The sequence below is a fragment of the Pseudomonas sp. FG36 genome, from assembly GCF_057809275.1.
In genome coordinates this window covers 15,643-34,495 of sequence record NZ_JBMDJQ010000009.1, presented here as the reverse complement: position 1 = coordinate 34,495, position 18,853 = coordinate 15,643, and the positions used below count along the sequence as shown (strand labels likewise).

General features: G+C 65.2%; 19 protein-coding genes. 7 read left to right on the top strand and 12 right to left on the bottom strand.

The window, feature by feature from the left end; all coding sequences use genetic code 11:
- The first annotated feature begins 11 nt into the window (after window positions 1–11).
- Window positions 12–1,355: an aminodeoxychorismate synthase component I gene (gene pabB, locus ACODS9_RS09405; protein WP_489093788.1), complete on the top strand. Its 1,344-nt coding sequence runs from the start codon at window positions 12–14 to the stop codon at window positions 1,353–1,355.
- Between the two features lie 113 nt (window positions 1,356–1,468).
- Window positions 1,469–2,203 (top strand): phosphoadenylyl-sulfate reductase, encoded by a 735-nt coding sequence (locus tag ACODS9_RS09400; RefSeq protein WP_050705067.1) that lies wholly within the window; start codon window positions 1,469–1,471, stop codon window positions 2,201–2,203.
- Window positions 2,204–2,240: 37 nt separating this feature from the next.
- On the opposite strand, the gene cysB is transcribed toward ACODS9_RS09400, so the two are convergent.
- The 3 genes from cysB to ACODS9_RS09385 form a co-directional block, all read right to left on the bottom strand.
- Window positions 2,241–3,215: an HTH-type transcriptional regulator CysB gene (cysB, locus tag ACODS9_RS09395; RefSeq protein ID WP_011533140.1), complete on the bottom strand. Its 975-nt coding sequence runs from the start codon at window positions 3,213–3,215 to the stop codon at window positions 2,241–2,243.
- Between the two features lie 126 nt (window positions 3,216–3,341).
- Window positions 3,342–3,839, bottom strand: a complete 498-nt coding sequence (locus tag ACODS9_RS09390) for a universal stress protein (protein ID WP_046854907.1) — start codon at window positions 3,837–3,839, stop codon at window positions 3,342–3,344.
- A gap of 95 nt (window positions 3,840–3,934) precedes the next feature.
- On the bottom strand, window positions 3,935–4,897 hold the full coding sequence (locus ACODS9_RS09385) for a putative 2-dehydropantoate 2-reductase (RefSeq protein WP_489093787.1): 963 nt from the start codon (window positions 4,895–4,897) through the stop codon (window positions 3,935–3,937).
- 260 nt (window positions 4,898–5,157) lie between these two features.
- On the opposite strand from ACODS9_RS09385, the gene ACODS9_RS09380 reads away from it, so the two are divergent.
- A complete protein-coding gene (locus tag ACODS9_RS09380) occupies window positions 5,158–6,234 on the top strand; it encodes a 3-deoxy-7-phosphoheptulonate synthase (protein WP_011533136.1) in 1,077 nt (358 codons plus the stop codon).
- Window positions 6,235–6,296: 62 nt separating this feature from the next.
- Here ACODS9_RS09380 and ACODS9_RS09375 read toward each other — a convergent pair whose 3' ends face one another.
- Window positions 6,297–6,578 carry a GNAT family N-acetyltransferase gene (locus ACODS9_RS09375; RefSeq protein WP_031315036.1) on the bottom strand — a complete coding sequence of 94 codons (282 nt, stop codon included), beginning with the start codon at window positions 6,576–6,578 and terminating at the stop codon, window positions 6,297–6,299.
- A 491-nt stretch (window positions 6,579–7,069) separates the two neighbouring features.
- Here ACODS9_RS09375 and oprI point away from each other — a divergent pair, with 491 nt between their 5' ends.
- A complete protein-coding gene (gene oprI, locus ACODS9_RS09370) occupies window positions 7,070–7,321 on the top strand; it encodes an outer membrane lipoprotei OprI (protein WP_003259780.1) in 252 nt (83 codons plus the stop codon).
- 244 nt (window positions 7,322–7,565) lie between these two features.
- Here the strand turns inward: oprI and ACODS9_RS09365 are convergent, their stop codons facing one another.
- The 3 genes from ACODS9_RS09365 to ACODS9_RS09355 all read right to left on the bottom strand — a co-directional run bounded on the left by ACODS9_RS09365 (window position 7,566) and on the right by ACODS9_RS09355 (window position 9,581).
- The gene (locus ACODS9_RS09365; protein WP_046854905.1) at window positions 7,566–8,540 is read right to left on the bottom strand and encodes a L,D-transpeptidase family protein; all 975 of its coding nucleotides are present in this window, start codon (window positions 8,538–8,540) and stop codon (window positions 7,566–7,568) included.
- Between the two features lie 95 nt (window positions 8,541–8,635).
- Window positions 8,636–8,917, bottom strand: coding sequence for a hypothetical protein (locus ACODS9_RS09360; RefSeq protein WP_046854904.1), 282 nt, complete (start codon window positions 8,915–8,917; stop codon window positions 8,636–8,638).
- Window positions 8,918–8,975: 58 nt separating this feature from the next.
- Window positions 8,976–9,581 (bottom strand): arylesterase, encoded by a 606-nt coding sequence (locus tag ACODS9_RS09355; protein ID WP_046854903.1) that lies wholly within the window; start codon window positions 9,579–9,581, stop codon window positions 8,976–8,978.
- A 10-nt stretch (window positions 9,582–9,591) separates the two neighbouring features.
- Here ACODS9_RS09355 and ACODS9_RS09350 point away from each other — a divergent pair, with 10 nt between their 5' ends.
- Together ACODS9_RS09350 and ACODS9_RS09345 are read left to right on the top strand one after the other, a co-directional pair.
- A complete protein-coding gene (locus tag ACODS9_RS09350; protein WP_028692620.1) occupies window positions 9,592–10,275 on the top strand; it encodes an ABC transporter ATP-binding protein in 684 nt (227 codons plus the stop codon).
- A complete protein-coding gene (locus ACODS9_RS09345) occupies window positions 10,275–12,782 on the top strand; it encodes an ABC transporter permease (protein WP_489093786.1) in 2,508 nt (835 codons plus the stop codon). Before ACODS9_RS09350 ends, ACODS9_RS09345 begins: the two co-directional genes overlap by 1 nt.
- A 9-nt stretch (window positions 12,783–12,791) precedes the next feature.
- On the opposite strand, the gene ACODS9_RS09340 is transcribed toward ACODS9_RS09345, so the two are convergent.
- Entirely contained in the window at window positions 12,792–13,994 is a 1,203-nt protein-coding gene (locus ACODS9_RS09340) for an MFS transporter (RefSeq protein WP_489093785.1), read from the bottom strand.
- A 233-nt stretch (window positions 13,995–14,227) separates the two neighbouring features.
- On the opposite strand from ACODS9_RS09340, the gene pdxR reads away from it, so the two are divergent.
- On the top strand, window positions 14,228–15,688 hold the full coding sequence (pdxR, locus tag ACODS9_RS09335; protein ID WP_489093784.1) for a MocR-like pyridoxine biosynthesis transcription factor PdxR: 1,461 nt from the start codon (window positions 14,228–14,230) through the stop codon (window positions 15,686–15,688).
- Here pdxR and greB read toward each other — a convergent pair.
- From greB to ACODS9_RS09315, 4 genes are all read right to left on the bottom strand, one after another.
- The gene (gene greB, locus ACODS9_RS09330; protein WP_217869111.1) at window positions 15,664–16,149 is read right to left on the bottom strand and encodes a transcription elongation factor GreB; all 486 of its coding nucleotides are present in this window, start codon (window positions 16,147–16,149) and stop codon (window positions 15,664–15,666) included. The two genes, pdxR and greB, sit on opposite strands and share 25 nt — an antisense overlap.
- Window positions 16,150–16,238: 89 nt before the next feature.
- The gene (locus ACODS9_RS09325; RefSeq protein WP_046854898.1) at window positions 16,239–16,547 is read right to left on the bottom strand and encodes a hypothetical protein; all 309 of its coding nucleotides are present in this window, start codon (window positions 16,545–16,547) and stop codon (window positions 16,239–16,241) included.
- A 228-nt stretch (window positions 16,548–16,775) separates the two neighbouring features.
- Window positions 16,776–17,210 (bottom strand): DoxX family protein, encoded by a 435-nt coding sequence (locus ACODS9_RS09320; protein WP_489093783.1) that lies wholly within the window; start codon window positions 17,208–17,210, stop codon window positions 16,776–16,778.
- A gap of 112 nt (window positions 17,211–17,322) precedes the next feature.
- Entirely contained in the window at window positions 17,323–18,729 is a 1,407-nt protein-coding gene (locus ACODS9_RS09315; protein WP_489093782.1) for an MltF family protein, read from the bottom strand.
- Window positions 18,730–18,853: the final 124 nt, after the last annotated feature.

Below are 18,853 nucleotides of genomic sequence, written 5' to 3'. Positions count from 1 at the left end.
CGTCCACTCTGATGCCGACCTGTACGCTGCACCCCCTGCCCTACCAGCCCGACCCCGCCTTCTACTTCGAACGCCTGCGCCGCGCGCCCGGCGCGATCCTGCTCGACAGCGCCCGTCCGGGTGCCGAACGCGGTCGCTACGATCTGCTCAGCGCCTGGCCCCTGCAACAGCTGCAGGCACGCAGCGATGAAGACGGCCAGGCTTACCTGCAACGCCTGCGCCAGGCACTGGCGGAACTTGGGGAAGCGCAACTGCCCGAGGGCTTCGAGCTGCCCTTCGCCGGCGGCCTGATCGGCTACCTGAGCTATGACTTTGGCCGGCGCCTGGAGCAATTGCCGACGCACGCTGTCGACGACCTCGGCCTGCCCGACGCCCGCCTGGGGCTGTATGCATGGGCACTGGTGTCCGACCATCGACTGTGCAGCAGCCAGCTGGTGTTCCACCCGCGCCTGCCTGAGGACGAGCGGCAACGGCTCATCGCGTTGTTCGAGGCCAGCACCCCGGGCGATAGCGGTGACTTCCACCTGCTGGCGCCCATGACCGGCGACCTTCGCCCCGAGCAGTACCGGGCGGCGTTCGACCAGGTGCAGCGCTACATCCAGGCCGGCGACTGCTACCAGATCAACCTCACCCAGCGCTTTCGCGCCCCCTGCCAGGGCGACCCATGGCGCGCCTACCAGGCCCTGCGCGCCGCCTGCCCGACGCCGTTCTCCGGCTACCAGCAGCTGGATGAAGGCACGGCGCTGCTGAGCTTCTCGCCCGAGCGTTTCATCCGTGTCAGCCAGGGCGAGGTCGAGACGCGCCCGATCAAGGGCACCCGCCCACGCGCCGCCGACCCGACCGAGGACGCCCGCAACGCCGCCGAGCTGCTGGCCAGCCCCAAGGACCGCTCGGAAAACCTGATGATCGTCGACCTGCTGCGCAACGATATCGGCCGCACCTGCCAGACTGGTTCGGTGAAGGTGCCGGAACTGTTCAGCCTGGAGAGCTACCCCAACGTCCATCACCTGGTCAGTAGCGTGGTCGGCCAGCTGGCCGCCGGCAAGGACGCCCTGGACCTGATCGCCGGCAGCTTCCCCGGCGGCTCGATCACCGGCGCGCCGAAGATCCGCGCCATGCAGATCATCGACGAGCTGGAGCCGACGCGCCGGGCGCTGTACTGCGGCTCGCTGCTGTACCTCGACGTGCGCGGCGAGATGGACAGCTCGATCGCCATCCGCAGCCTGCTGGTCAAGGACGGCCAGGTCAGTTGCTGGGGCGGTGGCGCGGTGGTGGCCGATTCGGATTGGCAGGCCGAATACGAAGAGTCGATCGCCAAGGTGCGCGTGCTGATGGAAACGCTGCAAGCCTTGTAGAACTCCGTGGGAGCGGGCTTGCCCCGCGATCGCCAGGCGTCTGCCCCGCCATTTTTTGTTACCATCTGACCACTACGAGCGCACAGCGCCACTCACCCGATGGAAACCGCCTGATGAGCCAACCCTTCGACGTCGCCGCCCTGGCCGCGACCTACGCCAGCAAGTCCCCGCAGGAGATCCTCAAGCTCGCCTTCGAACACTTCGGCGACGACCTGTGGATCTCCTTCAGTGGCGCCGAGGATGTGGTGCTGGTGGACATGGCCTGGAAACTGAACAAGCAGGTCAAGGTGTTCAGCCTCGATACCGGTCGCCTGCACCCGGAAACCTACCGTTTCATCGACCAGGTGCGCGAGCAGTACAACCTGCCGATCGAAATCCTCAGCCCGGACCGCGACAAGCTCGACCCGTTCGTCAAGGAAAAGGGCCTGTTCAGCTTCTACAAGGACGGCCATGGCGAGTGCTGCGGCATCCGCAAGATCGAGCCGCTGCGCCGCAAGCTGGCCACCGTCAGTGCCTGGGCCACCGGCCAGCGTCGCGACCAGAGCCCCGGCACCCGCAGCCAGGTAGCGGCCCTGGAGATCGACAGCGCCTTCTCCACCCCGGAGCGCACCCTGTACAAGTTCAACCCCCTGGCGCAGATGACCAGCGAGGAAGTCTGGGGCTACATCCGCATGCTCGAGCTGCCCTACAACAGCCTGCACGAGCGCGGCTTCATCAGCATTGGTTGCGAGCCATGCACCCGGCCAGTGTTGCCGAACCAGCATGAGCGCGAAGGACGTTGGTGGTGGGAGGAGTCGACCCAGAAGGAATGCGGGTTGCACGCGGGCAACCTGATCAGCAAGGCATAAACGACTGGGACCGCAAAGCGGCCCCAGTTATTTCAGGTCAGTGCACCGGCAGCTCGACACCCTCGAACAGCTCTTCGAGCTCCTGCTTGTTGTGGCACTGGATCGCCTTGGCCATCACCTCACGGGTCAGGTGCGGCGCGAACTTCTCGATGAAGTCGCACATGAAACCACGCAGGAAGGTGCCGCGACGGAAGCCGATCTTGGTGATGCTGGCCTCGAACAACTCGCTGGCATCCAGGCACACCAGGTCGCTGTCGAGCTTCGGGTCCACCGCCATCTTGGCGACGATACCCACGCCCAGGCCCAGGCGTACATAAGTCTTGATCACGTCGGCGTCAGCCGCGGTGAACACCACCTTCGGCGTCAGGCCACGGTGGTTGAACGCCTCGTCGAGCTTGGAACGACCAGTGAAGCCGAATACATAGGTGACGATCGGATACTCGGCCACTGCCTCCAGGGTCAGCTTCGGCAGCTTGGTCAGCGGGTGTCCCTGTGGCACTACCACGCAACGGTTCCATTTGTAGCACGGCATCATGATCAGGTCGCCGAACAGCTCCAGCGCCTCGGTGGCGATGGCGAAATCGACGGTGCCGTCAGCCGCCATCTCGGCGATCTGCATGGGCGAGCCCTGGTGCATGTGCAGGGCGACTTCCGGGTATTGCTTGATGAAGTTGCTGATCACCGGCGGCAGCGCATAGCGCGCCTGGGTGTGGGTGGTGGCGATCGACAGGGTGCCCTTTTTCTCGTTGGAGAATTCCTGGGCAATCTGCTTGATGCTTTCGACCTTGCGCAGGATCTCGCCGGCGGTATTGATGATGCGCTCGCCCGCCGGGGTGACACGGGTCAGGTGCTTGCCGCTGCGGGCGAAGACTTCGACGCCCAGCTCGTCCTCGAGCAGGCGGATCTGCTTGCTGATCCCGGGCTGGGAGGTGTACAGGCTCTGCGCCGTCGCGGAAACGTTGAGGTCATGGTGCGCCACTTCCCAGATGTAGCGCAGTTGCTGAAGCTTCATAGATATCCCTCAAAGGCGGTAGGTCACCGGCGCGCCGGCAGCGACGAGTTATAACTATATTAGTGGCTAGAGAAATAAATCTAGAACTATTTTGTTACGTTCGCAGGAAAAGCCCTACCGCCAGACTCACACCTTCCTACGCCCAAGATGCTGGGCCAACGGCACCATGTACACCGGCACCGGCGACAGTTGCAGCAGCCGCACCGCCGTGCGACCGATCGGCACGTCCACTCCTGCCCCCGCGCTGTGGCTGCCGAAGATCAGCAGGTCGACCGCCAGGCGCTGGGCCTGCTCGAGGATCACCTGCGCCGGGTCGCCTTGACGCACCCGCACCGCGCGGATCAGCGCCAGGTCGGCGACCTCGCCCAGTTCCTCGCGAAAGTTCTCCAGCACCCGCTGCTCGATATTGGCCATGACCGTCGTCACGCCTTCACTGTGCAATGCATCGAGGGTCTGCTCATCGAGGTAGCTCTGCAACAAGGACTCGGCGAACTGGCCCATGGGCTCCACGGCATGAATCACATACAGTTCCGCGTTGAAGGTCCGCGCCAGGGCCAAGGCGTGCTGCATGACGAAGGGCGCGTAAACACCGAGGTCTGTAGCGAACAGCATGGAACGGATCATTCGACCTCCTCGACTGCCGCTTCGGCAGAGCAAGCTTGAGCTTAGCAGCGCCATGGGCCGTCGCCTGGCCGTCCGGCGCACAGCCGCCGCGGCTTTCAGGCCTGCCGGTTACGCCGGTCGAGAAACGCCAGTGCCTGGTACAACGCCTCCATGCGCCGCAACTCACACCCCGCCGCGCGTGCGCGGGCCAAGGGTTCGGCGTAGATCGCCTGCAGCTCCAGTGGCCGCTGCAAGGCATGGTCGTGGTACATGCTCGGCCAGTAGTCCGGCATCTTCTCGGTGACGCGGAACAGGTGCTCGGCGTAACCCGCCGGCAGCTCACGGCCACAGGCCTTGGCGCCCGCCACCACTTCAGCCATCAACGCCTGGATCAGCGCACGGCTGTCGGCATCGCCCATCAAGGGTGTGGTGCTGGCCTGCAGCAGCACCGAAAGGCCGTTGTAGGGCACGTTCCACACCAGCTTCTGCCAACGCGCCTGGTCAAGGTCGGCCATGGCCTGGGAATCGATGCCCGCAGCCCGGAACAGGGCCGCGCCCTCCTCCACCACGACCACTGCATCATCTTGTGCGGGCCCACTGTGATAGCCAAGGTTCACCGCGCCCAACGACTGGTGACGAATCACCCCGGGGCGCTCGCGGTTGACACAGATGAAGCACAACCCGCCCAGCAGGTGCATGTCCGGGCGCAAGGCCGGGCGCAGTTGCTCCTCGACCCCAAGGCCGTTCTGCAGCAATACCACCCTGGCCTGCGGTGCTGCGGCTTGCACGATCAAGGGCGCCAGCTCGGCATTGCTGGTGGCCTTGGCCCCCACCAGCAGCCAGTCGCAAGGCGGCATGTCGGCGGCAGAGGCGTAGGCCTGCACGGGCATGCGCACTTGGCCATGCACGGCGCTGTCTAGCTGCAGCCCCTGCTCATGCACGACCTGATATTCACTGCGCAGCAGAAAGTGTACGTCGAAACCGGCGCGGGCCAGCATCAGGCCATAGAAGCCACCGATTGCGCCGCTGCCGATGATGCCGATGCGGGGCTTGCCAACCTGAGGGTCGAGGGATGCCATGCCGTGCTCCTGGTCAAGAGTCATTGTTGTTGGTCAGCCACTATACCCAGGTGTCGCTGCCACGGTGAAATAGTCCCGCCAGGCAGCGAGCTCGCGCCCAAATGCCGCTTGGCGGGCAAAAACCCCGTATCGACGGGGCCCAGCCCATTGTCGCGCCCCCGCTAACGCGCTAAGGTTCGGCCTCCCCGCTGCGAACAATCTGCTGCTGGGCCGCACGGGGATTGCTGGCGGCCGGCACCCGTGACCTGACGAGTAACACGATGGCTGATTTACCGATCGATGACCTTAACGTTGCCTCCAACGAGACCTTGATCACCCCTGATCAGCTCAAGAAGGAAATCCCCCTCAGCGCCAAGGCCCTGCAGACCGTGACTGCCGGCCGTGAAGTGGTGCGCAATATCCTCGACGGCAAGGACCATCGCCTGTTCGTGGTGGTCGGCCCGTGCTCGATCCACGACATCAAGGCCGCCCACGAGTACGCCGAGCGCCTGAAGGTACTGGCCGAGGAAGTTTCCGACACCCTGTACCTGGTCATGCGCGTGTATTTCGAGAAGCCGCGCACCACCGTCGGCTGGAAAGGCCTGATCAACGACCCGTACCTGGATGACTCGTTCAAGATCCAGGACGGCCTGCACATCGGCCGCCAACTGCTGCTGGACCTGGCCGAGAAAGGCCTGCCCACCGCCACCGAAGCGCTTGACCCGATCTCCCCGCAGTATCTGCAGGACCTGATCAGCTGGTCGGCCATCGGCGCGCGCACCACCGAATCCCAGACACACCGCGAGATGGCCTCTGGCCTGTCCTCGGCGGTCGGCTTCAAGAACGGTACCGATGGCGGCCTGACCGTGGCGATCAACGCCCTGCAGTCGGTGTCCAAGCCGCACCGCTTCCTGGGCATCAACCAGGAAGGTGGCGTGTCCATCGTCACCACCAAGGGCAACGCCTACGGCCACGTGGTATTGCGCGGCGGCAATGGCAAGCCCAACTATGACTCGGTGAGCGTCGCCCTTTGCGAGCAGGACTTGGCCAAGGCGAAGATCAAGCCGAACATCATGGTCGACTGCAGCCACGCCAACTCCAACAAGGATCCGGCCCTGCAGCCACTGGTCATGGAGAACGTGGCCAACCAGATCCTCGAAGGCAACCAGTCGATCATCGGCCTGATGGTAGAGAGCCACCTGAACTGGGGCTGCCAGGCCATTCCGAAGAACCTCGACGAGCTGCAGTATGGTGTATCGGTCACCGACGCCTGCATCGACTGGGCCGCCACCGAGAAGACCCTGCGCAGCATGCACGCCAAGCTCAAGGATGTGCTGCCCAAGCGTCAGCGCGGCTGAGAAATCGCGCAAACGAAAACGCCGGGCAATGCCCGGCGTTTTCATGTGTGCGTACTGCCCGGTCAGGCCTTGCTCGAATGCCGCTGCTGGCGCTCCATGTAGCGCTCGACATAGGAGCACGACGGGATGACCGTGTAGCCCATCTGCTCGGCGTACTCCAGGGCCTTCTCGGTCAGCGCGGCGGCGATCCCGCGCCCGCGCAGGGCGTTGGGAACGAAGGTGCGATAGATGTCCAGCGTCTGCTTGCCCAGGTCCATGTACGTCAGGTAAGCCCGGTGACCGTCCACGGTGGTCTCGAACTGATGACCGGCCTGGTCATGGTGGATGGTCAGCGTTTCGCTCATCACTACTCCTCGCAGGTCTTGTCGGCAGACCCTTACCTTACCGATGTGGTTTATCCGGCGGAGGAACCTCCACGCCACCTGTTGCCCCTTGGACAGCAGCGCGACCTGGATCGTTCTGCGCCGATGGCACCCTCAAATAGTAGGCGGCACCAGCAAGAATGCTCAAGCTGCCCTGAATGAAAATGCTGACAGCAACGTCTGCACCGCCTGGCAACAGCAACCGGATGTTGTAGGGCTAAGACGCTGACCGACAGTTAAAGTCACCCTTAGTTCAACAAAAAAGTTCCTGTACTACAATCGCTTGCGAACGCTGCCCGTGGTTTTCACAGTTTGTTTACAAACCCCGTCGCCGGAGGCCTCGGCAGCATTTTTTTTGCAGTTCTTGCGCTCAGTCAGTTTACTTACTACAAGTAATGGGTACTATGTACGCCGGCCAGTTTCTCTTTTCCGAGAGATGGCTATTTAATAGAAAGTCCTTGAAGGGGAACACGATGAACAACGTTCTGAAATTCTCTGCTCTGGCTCTGGCCGCAGTTCTGGCTACCGGTTGCAGCAGCGTATCCAAAGAAACCGAAGCTCGCCTGACTGCTACCGAAGACGCAGCAGCTCGCGCCCAGGCTCGTGCAGACGAAGCCTACCGCAAAGCTGACGACGCTCTGGCAGCTGCTCAGAAGGCTCAGCAGACCGCTGACGAAGCCAACGAGCGCGCTCTGCGTATGCTGGACAAAGCCAGCCGCAAGTAATAATCCTCACGGATTGTTATGGAGCCGACCCACTTGTGGGTCGGCTTTTTTATTGCCTGGAAGAAAGCCTGCTGATGCAAGGCCAAACAACAGGGGCCGCTTTGCGCCCCCACCGCACGAAAGGCCCACTCCTACAGCGCAACGCACGACCTGTAGGAGCGGGCCTTTCTCGCTATGGGCCGCAAGGCGGCCCCTAGGATTGTACGAAAAGTACCCTGCTAGTTAGTTACCCGTAGGCAATCGCTTACTGCAACTCCGGTGGAATGCTCGACACCATCGGCGCGCTTGCACCATTGGTGGGCACGGCGATCTCGACCGGCATGCCATCTTCGGCAGCGACCACATCGCGAACCATGTCCCAGTTCATGCGCAAGTTGTTGGCCAGGTCTTCACGCTTGAGCAGCGCGTTGATGACGGCGGTGTGCTTGTCGACCACCGACGGATTGCCGTGATCGTCCAGCGGCGTGTGGGCTTCCAGATAGACTTTGCCGGCACTGATACCGAACTTGTACGGCTCGTTGATGATGCGTACCGGCGTACCCACCGGGACCATCTTCGACAGCGTCAGCACATTGTTGTTGAGCATGCGGAAGCAGCCGTGGCTGGTGCGCATGCCGATGCCGAACTTCTTGTTAGAGCCATGGATCAGGTAGCCCGGCACCCCAAGGGTGAACTTGAACGGACCCAGCGGGTTGTCCGGCCCGGCCGGCACCACGGTCGGCAGGATGTCGCCATCGGCGGCGTGCTCGGCACGGATCGAGGCCGGCGGGGTCCAGGTCGGATTAGGCGTCTTGGCGGTGATCTTGGTGTTCGCGATCGGCGACCCCCAGCCCTCGCGGCCAATACCCAGCGGGAAGGTATGCACCACGTTCTGCCCTTTCGGGTAGTAGTAGAGACGGTACTCGGCCAGGTTGATGACGATGCCTTCACGCGGCCCCGGCGGCAGGATGTAGCGGGTCGGCAGGATGATCTCGGTACCGGCGCCCGGCAGCCACGGGTCGACGCCGGGGTTGGCGGCGATCATCTCCAGGTAGCCCAGGTCGTTGGCGGTGCCGATGTCGGCGAAGGTGTCTTCGTACTTGGCCTGGATGGTGTGGACCTGGCCGACGACGTCCTCACCGGGGGGTGGCAACGGCAGTTCCAGCGCAACAGCGGGGCCTGTCGCCAGCAAGGCGGCCAGGGTCAGGCTACGGGTGACGGCGGGAAAGCGCGGCAACATCCGGGAAATCCTTCGAAAGGTCAGTCAAGGGAATCGATTGTACACCCGCGTCGAAACAAGCGGGAGGCGCAAGCATTTCAGATGATGAAAGGCGCTCAGAGTTCCGGCCACACCGGGCGCATGCCACGCCGCTGGGCATCGAGGATTGCCTTGCACAACTCACACAGGCGCTCGTCACGGTAGATGGCCCGCTCGACGCCCGACCAGCGCGGCTGCGCGGGCAGCAGGCCACCGCACAAGGTACGGTCGACAGGCACGCCGAGTTCGAGCTGGCGGGCGGCGAGGTGGATGCGCACTTCCTGGCAGGCAAACAGGTCGAGCTGCTCGTCGGGCTCGATCAGTTGGTAGGCGTACAGGGACCAGGCAGGGCGCGGCATCGGGGGCACTCGAAACGGGGGGCGCAACATTAGCCGAAAGCGGCCCCCGATAAAAGCGTCACAGCAAGGGTTTTATCGCCGGCCAGGCATTTTCCAGCAAGCGCTGCTGGGCGGCGGCGGCTGGGTGGATGCCATCGGCCTGCATCAGCTCCGGCACCCCGCCCACGCCGTCGAGGAAAAACGGCACCAGCGGCACCTTTTTCTCCGTGGCCAGTTGCTCGTAGACCTGGGCGAACGCCGTGGTGTAGCGCACACCGTAGTTGGGGGGCAGGCGCATGCCCAGCAACACGACCTTGGCCCCCGCGTCGCGGGACTGGTCGATCATTGCCGCAAGATTCTGTTGCAATTGCTGCGGTGGCTGCCCGCGCAGGCCATCGTTGCCACCCAACTCCAGCACCACCAGGTCCGGCTTGTGCGCTGCAAGCAGCGCCGGCAGCCGCGCCTGGCCGCCCGCGCTGGTGTCGCCACTGATGGAGGCATTGACCACCTGGTCGTCAAAACCCTCCTTGCGCAGTTGCTGTTGCAGCAGGTTGACCCAGCCCTGGCGGGTATCCAGGCCAAAACCGGCGCTGATACTATCGCCCACGACCAGCAATGTTCCCGCCGCCGCGCCCTGGGCCAGGCAACACAGGGCCAGACCGGCACTCAACCACCACATTCGCATCGGATTCTCCATGGGCCCCAGCATTCTCGTTGCGCAGAACCTTAGCAAAGTGGTCCCCAGCGCGGAAGGCGACCTGACCATCCTCCACGCCCTCTCCCTCGACCTCGCCCAGGGCGACAGCCTGGCCATCGTCGGTGCCTCCGGTTCCGGCAAGTCCACGCTGTTGGGCCTGCTCGCCGGGCTCGACCGCCCCAGCGCCGGCAAGGTGATTCTCGCCGGACACGATCTCGGCCCCCTCGACGAGGACCAGCGCGCCCGGGTGCGCGCCGAGCACGTCGGCTTCGTGTTCCAGTCGTTCCAGTTGCTCGACAGCCTCAACGCCCTGGAGAACGTCATGCTGCCGCTGGAGCTCGACGGTCGCCGCGATGCCCGCGAGCACGCGCGCGGCCTGCTCGAGCGGGTCGGCCTGGGCAAACGCCTGAGCCACACCCCGCGCCAGCTCTCCGGCGGCGAGCAGCAGCGGGTGGCGATCGCCCGCGCCTTCGCCGCGCAACCGGCCGTGCTGTTCGCCGACGAGCCCACCGGCAACCTCGACAGCCACACCGGCGAGCGCATCAGCGACCTTTTGTTCGAACTGAACCAGGAGCGCGGCACCACCCTGGTGCTGGTGACCCACGACGAACGCCTGGCCAAGCGCTGCCGCCGCCTGATCCGCCTGGATGCCGGACGCCTGGTGGCGCCCCTGGAGCCCTGATGACCCGCCTATCGTTCCCACGCCTGTGCACCCTTGCGCTGCGCCAGTTGCTGCGTGACGCGCGCGCCAGCGAAGTACGCGTGCTGTTCTTCGCCCTGCTGGTGGCGGTGGCGGCCAGTACCGCCATCGGCTACTTCGGCGCGCGGCTCAACGGCGCCATGCAATTGCGCGCCAGCGAGTTCCTCGGCGCCGACCTGGTCCTGCAGGGCAGCGCTGCGCCCAGCGCACAGCAGATCACCGATGGCACGGCGCTGGGCCTGAGCCATGCGCGGGTGGTGGAATTCACCAGCGTGGTCGGTGGCGACAGCGGCATCCAGCTTTCCAGCATCAAGGCGACCGACCCCGCCTACCCGCTGCGCGGGCAATTGCGCAGCGCCCCGGCGCCCTACGCCGAGGAAGTGCCCGGCGGCGGCCCGGCACCGGGTGAAGCCTGGGTCGAGCCGCGCCTGCTCGCGGCGCTCGGCCTGGCCATCGGCGACAGCATCGACGTAGGCATGAAGACCCTGCGCATGAGCCGCGTGCTGACCTACGAGCCCGACCGCGCCGGCAACTTCTACAGCCTTACGCCGCGAGTGCTGATGAACCTCGCCGACCTGGACGCCACCGGCGTGATCCAGCCCGGCAGCCGGGTCAGCTACCGCGACCTGTGGCGCGGTGATATCGACACCTTGCAAAAGTACCGGCAGACGGCGGAAAAAAACCTGGCCGCCAATCAACGCCTGCTCGACACCCGCGACGGTAACCGACAGATCGGCGGCGCACTGGGCAAGGCCGAGCGTTACCTGAACATCGCGAGCCTGGTGGCGGTGCTGCTGGCCGGCGTCGCCGTGGCCTTGTCGGCCAGCCGCTACGCCGCGCGGCGCCTGGATGCCAGTGCCCTGCTGCGCTGCCTGGGCTTGTCCCGGCACCAGGCCCTCGGCCTTTACAGCCTGCAACTGGCAATGCTCGGTGTCGCCGCCGCAGTCATCGGCGCGCTGCTCGGCTGGCTCGCCCAGCTGGGGTTGTTCCGCCTGCTCGAAGGCCTGCTGCCCAGCCAGGTGCCACCCGGTGGCCTCACGCCGGCGCTGGCCGGCATCGGCACCGGATTGGTAGCCCTGGCCGGCTTCGCCTTGCCGCCACTGGCAGCCCTGGGCCGCGTGCCGCCGCTGCGAGTGCTGCGCCGCGACCTGCTGCCACTGCCACCGAGCAGTTGGTTGGTGTACGGCGCCGCACTGCTCGCCCTGGGCCTGATCATGTGGCGCCTGAGCCTGGACTTGCTGCTGACCTTCGCCCTGCTCGGCGGCGGGCTGATCGCCGCCTTGCTGCTGGGTGGATTACTGTTGCTCGGCCTGCGCAGCCTGCGCCGGTTGCTGGCCGGCGCGCCGCTGGCCTGGCGGCTGGGGCTCGGGCAGTTGCTGCGTCACCCGCTGGCCGCCGCCGGCCAGGCCCTGGCCTTCGGCCTGATCCTCCTGGCAATGGGTCTGGTCGCCCTGCTGCGGGCGGAATTGCTCGACACCTGGCAGGCGCAGCTACCCAAGGACGCGCCCAATCATTTCGCCCTGAACATCCTGCCCGACGAGCGCCAGCCGTTCGCCGAGCGCCTGGCCCAGATCAACGCCACCGCCGCGCCACTGTACCCGGTGATTCCCGGCCGCCTGACCCATATCAACGAGCAGCCGGTGCGCCAGCTGGTCAGCAAGGAGTCCACCGGTGAACGCGCCATCCAGCGCGACCTCAGCCTGACCTGGGCCGCTGAACTGCCCCAGGGCAACGCCCTGAGCGCCGGCCAATGGTGGCAGCAGGCACCCGCCAACGATGAAGCCCCCGGGGTTTCCGTGGAGGCGGAGCTGGCGCAGAGCCTGCACCTGCAACTGGGCGACCTGCTGACCTTCGACATCGGCGGCCAACAACGCCAGGCCCGGGTCAGCAGCCTGCGCAGCGTGCACTGGGACAGTTTCCAGCCCAACTTCTACATGATCTTCCAGCCGGGCACCTTGCAAGGCCTGCCCACCACCTACCTCACCAGCTTCTACCTGGCGCCGGGCCACGACCAGGAAATCGTCGCGCTGTCCCGGGCCTTCCCGGCGGTGACCGTGCTCCAGGTCGATGCACTGCTCGCCCAACTGCGCAGCATCCTCGCCCAGGTCACCCTGGCAGTGGAGTACGTGCTGTTGTTCGTGCTGGCCGCGGGGCTGGCGGTACTGTTTGCCGGCCTGCAGGCGACCCTCGACGAACGCATCCGCCAAGGTGCCCTGCTGCGGGCGCTGGGAGCGGCACGCCCGCTGCTGGTAAAGGCCCGACGCATCGAGTTCGGCCTGCTCGGCGCCGCCAGCGGCCTGCTCGCGGCACTGGGCTGCGAGCTGATCACCTTCGGCCTGTACCGTCATGCCTTCGACCTGGCCTGGGCGCCGCACCCGGCGCTGCTCCTGCTGCCGCTGCTGGGCGCGCTGCTGATCGGCGCCGCCGGTGGTTATGGCACCCGGCGGGCACTGAACAGCAGCCCGCTGAGCGTGCTGCGCGAGGGCTGAACCCTGGATTCAGGACTGGCTGGCCTGCAAGCGGTCGCGCAGGCGCAGCCGCCCCACCACCCCCGCCATGAGCACTACCGGGGCAGCGACGGCGATCGCCAGGTGGTTCAGGTCCAGCGGCGGGATGCAACTGAGGAACAGTGAGTACAGGGCGCCGGCCATCATCTGCAGAAAGAAGAACTGCCCCGACGACATGCCGACGTCCTGGCTGACGCAACGCAACAACCCTGCCTGCGTGATCGGGATGACCATGCCGGTACAGACCAGCAGCGCAATCATCGGCAGCAGGAACACCAGCGTCCCCGGCCCCACCAGCAGCAGCCCCAGAAACAGGCCGATGCTACCTCCCAACCCGATCATCGCGGCGAGCGCCAGCAGCGCGTCCAGGTCGTGGGTCTGGCTCAGGCGCCGCGCGGTGGTGCTGCCCACCACATAGCCACAGGCACAGGCGCCGATCAGCGCACCATACTCCAGCTCACTGAAACCTAGCACCTGCTGGAAGGCATGAGAGGAAGACGACAGCAGCGCGAAGTAGCTCATCCACACCAGGCTGATGCAGGCCGCATTGCGCCGATAGTCAGGATTGCCCATATTGCGCCGATATACGCGCCAGATGGCGCCAACCGATCCGATCGCCTGCCCGCCGCCTGCCGTGGGCCGGGTAAAGCCGACGAACACCAGCAACACCAGCAGGTTGAATGCGCCGGCACACAGCAGCACCCCGCGCCACCCCAGCCCAGGCAGCACAGCACCGGCCAGCAATGGCACCACGCAAGGCGTGACGGCAATGGCCGCGGCCAGGGTGCTCAGAACCGGCAGACGCTGCGCTTCGGGATATACCTCCCTGACGACCAGGCGTGTGGTCACGGTACTGACGCAGCCGCCCAGCGATTGCAGCAAACGGCCGAGGATGAACAGCGTAAAGCCCTCGGCGCTGGCCGCCAGCAAGGCGCCGACCAGCGCCAGCGCCAGACCGCCCAACTGCACGGCCCTGGGGCCGAACCGATCGGAAAGCAGCCCGGCCATGATCACCGATACGGCGTAACCGACCATGTACACCACAAGCGTGTTCTGCACGCTCGCCACCCCCACATGGAGGTCCTGGGCCAACCGCGCCGATGCCGGCACCATCACGCCCAGCCCCACCTGCGGCACCACGACGGCGCTCAACAGCGCCAGGGTCAACCAGGGACTCGCGCTCGGCGCACTCATGCCAGCATCACCTGTTCATAGTGCGGGGCCAGCAACATGGGCAACCACTGCAGAACCGTCATGACTCGTTGACTCCTTGCAAAGAATGAATACCGGTTCCGTCTACGCCTGGGCGCACGATGGAATCGGGTGCGCTTCTTTGCGCACCGCAACAAATTGTTACGTGGATTGAGCTTAGGGATTGCGCTGGCTACCATGAAGGTCCATTAAGCCTTCCTGCATGTAGACCACTTATGGCCAGAGGCAAACAACCGCTTGCCCTTGACCTTGCCCTGCCGTTCGAGCTGTCCGCCAAACCTTCGGCCCGCAAGCACCAACTGCTCTATGCCTTCCTGCAAGAGCTGCTCGCCTGTGGCCATCTGGCGCCCGGCACACGCCTGCCCTCCACCCGCACCCTCGCCCAGCGGTGGGGAGTGGCGCGGGGCACTGTCGAGCTGGTTTTCGAACAACTCGCCCTGGAAGGTTGCATCCTGCGCCGACAAGGCGCGGGCTCAGTGGTCGCACCGCTGCGTCCCGACGCGCTGATCGCCGCCAACGACCAGCCCCTGGCCACGCTCGCTCGCCCCCGCGAGCCCGCGCCCTGCCTCAGCCCTGCCGCCCTGCCAGAAGCCCGGTTGCAGAGAGGCGTGCCCTTCGTCGCCCGGCTGGCAGACCCGACGCTGCTTGAACAGCGTCATCTGCAACTGGCCGCCGATGCCCTTGCGACAATCACCGAGAGCGTTCCGCACGCGGGTGACATGTTGCTGCGCAAGGCTATCGCGGCGCACATCCGTCTCTATCGGGGCATCGAGTGCGACGTCGAGGATATCGTCGTGACCCAGGGCATTCGCCACACCCTGCACTTCATCAGCCAGTGGCTGGAACAGGACGACGCCATCGCCCTGGAAGATCCGGGCTACTCCTGGGCCGCACGCATGTTCGAACAGACCGGCAGGCGGGTGATCTGCGTCGCCGTGGACCAGGCAGGCCTGGACGTCGACCAACTGGCCACGCACGACAACGTCCGCGCGGTGCACACCACGCCCGCGCACCAGGCTCCGCTGGGCATCTGCATGAGTGTCCAGCGACGGCAGGCGCTGCTGGACTGGGCACAGATCCGCGATGCCTACATCGTCGAGGATGACTACGACAGCGAATACAACTATGCCTGCGCGCCACTGCCGGCGATCAAGGCGCTCGACCAGCATGACCGGGTGCTGTTCTGCGGCAGCTTCAACAAGACCTTGTTCAGCGGGCTGAGGCTAGGCTTCGCGGTTGTACCGCGAACCTTGCGCGCACGGTTCATCGACTGGCTGGTGGCAACGGGGCAGACGCCGGGGATCATCGCCCAGCGGACGGTGCGCCAGTATCTGCTGCGCGGTCACTATGAACGGCACCTGCGCATCGCAAGGCAGACCTACCAACGCCGCCGGGACCTGCTGCTCGAGCGACTCGCGGCAGAGCCAGGCATGACCGTCAGCGGCGAGCAATCCGGCCTGCACTTCGTCCTCTGGTTACCCCACGGCGTCAGTGAGCAGGCGTTCTGCGAGCGGGCCCGGCAAAGCGGGCTGGTGTTGCAGCCGATCGGCCTGTTCTGCCGCCGGCACACCTGGCCCGCCGGCGTGCTGATCGGCTATGCAGCGCTCACCGATGAGCAGATCGCAGCAGCGGCACAGGTGCTGGTAGAGGTCTATCGGGCATCGCTGCCCAGGTAGCTGATGCGGTTGACGTACCAGGTCGCCTCACCCGTGGGGGTGTGCACCACCACCTCGTCGCCCTCCTCCTTCTTGAGCAACGCCCGGGCCATGGGCGAATCGATGGAGATATAGTCGTTGCGCCCGTGGATCTCGTCATAGCCGACGATGCGAAAGCGCAACTGTTCGCCGTCATCGTTCTCGATGTCCACCCAGGCGCCGAAGAACACCTTGCCCTCCTGCTGGGGCGAGTACTCGACTACCTTAACGTCTTCCAGGCGCTTGCGCAGGTAACGCACGCGGCGGTCGATCTCGCGCAGCAGCTTCTTGTTGTACTGGTAGTCGGCGTTCTCGCTGCGGTCGCCCAGCGAGGCGGCCCAGGTGACCTTCTGGGTGATTTCCGGGCGATAGACCCGCCACAGATGATCGAGCTCCTTTTTCAGGGCCGCGTGACCTTCGGTGGTAATGATGTTGGTGCTCAACGACTGTCTCCTCAGCGCATCCACAGCAGGCGCAAGGCGCCCACCGAGAGACCGAGCTTAACGAAAAACGCCTGGCCGCGACACGCCGCTCAACGGCGGGTGATCAGCCCCTGGCGGGCGATGCGGGTGAGCTGGCCGATGACCTCGTCGGCATCCTGCGCCGCGGGGGCCTGGATCACGGCCAGGTCGAAGCGGTCGTTGCCGTACTGATCGAGCTGGTCACAGCTGTCGGAGAACTGGATGAGGAAGGCACAGGCCTGGCCCTTGCGCCGGGAGAAGCCATCGAGATTGCGCAAAAGCGTGGGTTGATGCTGGCCGCCGAGCAGGATGCGCGGGGTACGGGAAGCCTGGTTCTTGGCCAGGGGGGTCAAACAGACACTGGTACGTGGGCAACTCATGGAGTCTCTCTCCGCCTCGCTGATCCCGCTGGGCAGCGGTGGGAGGCGTCACCGAACCAGCGCTTTAGCGGTATTTCGCAAGACCCGTCGGGGGCCTTGCCTGCGCCCCGCAAGTAGCTGTTTAAATCGGCGCAATCGGTATGCTAGAGGGACACGCCGCAAGTTACAAGCTGCAAGTCGATCGCTTTGACCACTTGCAGCTTGAGGCTTGAAGCTTGCAGCTTTGTTTCAGCGTGCGATCACACGGTCCAGCGACAGGCGGCCCGCACCCTCGATCAGCACCGCCACGGTGCCGGCCAGCAGCGCCAGGGCGAACTCATAACCGTTGTTGGACATGAACAGCCCGTTGCCGATATGCACCGAGAAGATCGCCACTACCAGGGTCACGCTTAGCGCCAGCGCAGCCGGGCGGGCCAAAAGGCCGAGCACCAGCGCCAGGCCGCCAAAGAACTCGGCGCTGCCGGACAGCAGGGCCATGAGGTAGCCCGGAGCCAAGCCGATGCTTTCCATCCACTGGCCGGTGCCTTCCAGGCCGTAGCCACCGAACAGGCCGAAGAGTTTCTGCGCGCCGTGGGCCATGAAGATGACACCGACCAGGATGCGCACGACGCTCAGGCCGTAGCCGGCGCGAGTGATGAAAAGGGCTTTCAGGGAGTTGTTCATGAGGTGCTTCCTTGTTTGAGCAGGTGTGTGTTGGATGGGCGCCATCATAATCAAATCATCGAATAAGAAAATCGCAATAATCGCGTGAATCAAATCGAATAATTAGATTTAATTAGCGCTTGGCCACCCGCTCCAGGGAGGCGCGCTCGCGGTTGAACGCAAGGTAGTACTTGTTGACGCTGTTGACGAAGTTCACCGGCCCCATGCCCACCTGCTCCATGGCAATGCGCTCGGTCTGGAAGAACCACTGGTTGCCATTGAGCCCCCGTCGCCGGGCTTCGGCGCGCATGGCCTGAACCCGCTCCGGCCCGAGGTTGTAGGCAGCCAGGATGAACGCCATGCGCTCGCGCTCGTTGAGCTGGGGGCTGGCGAAGAACTTGCGGCGGATCAGCGCCAGGTAGCGGGCGCTGGCCTGGACGTTGCCATCCACCGTGGCGGTGTTGCTCACGCCTACCCGCTGGGCCGCCGACGGCGTGATCTGCATCAGCCCGTGGGCACCACCAGTGCCCCTTGCCTTGGGATCGAGGGTGGACTCCTTGAACGCCAGGGCGGCCAGGTTGAGCCAGTCGAACTGCTGGTCGCCGCCATGTTTCTGCAGCACCGGGCGCAACGCGGCCAGGCGCTGGCGGTCCTGGCGGGCCAATGGATTGTGCACCCGGTACTGGCGCCGGTAGATACGCTCGAACGCCGCGTCCTGGTTGTCGGGCGCGCGGTAGGTGGCCAGGAAGCGGTCCACCGCCGTGCGCAACATCGGCGCATCCTTGCGCAGATACCAGCGCATGGCCTGGGGCGGTGCCAGTTGCAGCTTGCTGTCGACCCGCAGGCGCGGCATCACCCGCGCCCAGCGCTGGGCGATGGGACGCTCCACCACGGTCAGCGGGTAGATGCCCGCCTGGACCATCTCCAGCACATCCTCCACCGCCAGCGTCGGGTCAACCCACTCCACCTTGATCGGTGCCCGCTTGCGCAGCGCCAGTTGCTGGTTGATCGCCTCGATCGCCGGCCCCGCGGCACTGGCGGTGGTCAGGGCGATGGTGCGCCCGGACAGCTGTTCGGCACGGTTGTAGCCGCGCTCGCCCTTGCGCCCGACCAGTTGCAGGGGAACCTGGTCGAGCACCGGGGCGCTGGCCTCGACGCCGCGCACCAGGCCGGGGTCAAGCAGTTCACCGGGCGCGGCAAGATCGCCCTCGCCGCGCTGCAGCGCACCGAGTAACTGCTCCTTGGCGCGGGGGATGATCTTCAGGGTGATTTCCTGGCCGTCGGCGACCCGGGCATTGAGGGCGTGCTCCAGGGCACGCAGGCGGTAGTACTCGATCCCGACCGGTTCACCCTTTACCTCGCCGGAACTGTTGCGGCTCTGGTTGACCAGCACCCGCAGTACCTTGCTCGAGCGGATCTGCGCCAGGTCCCGGGCTTGGCTGGCAGGCACATGCTGCTGCGGCCCCGCTTCGCCGGCAGCGACCGGCCCGGCGGCCAGCAACCCGGACAGCAACAGGCTGGTGAAAAAGGTTCGCACCATGGCGGTAAGGGTCCGAGGGCGGTTGGCAGGCACCATGCGCTGTGATCGATCCGTGATAAATGACCGCAACAGACCACGGCAAACGTTTGAAGTTCTTGGTTTTTTCGCGATATCGCGGTTTTTG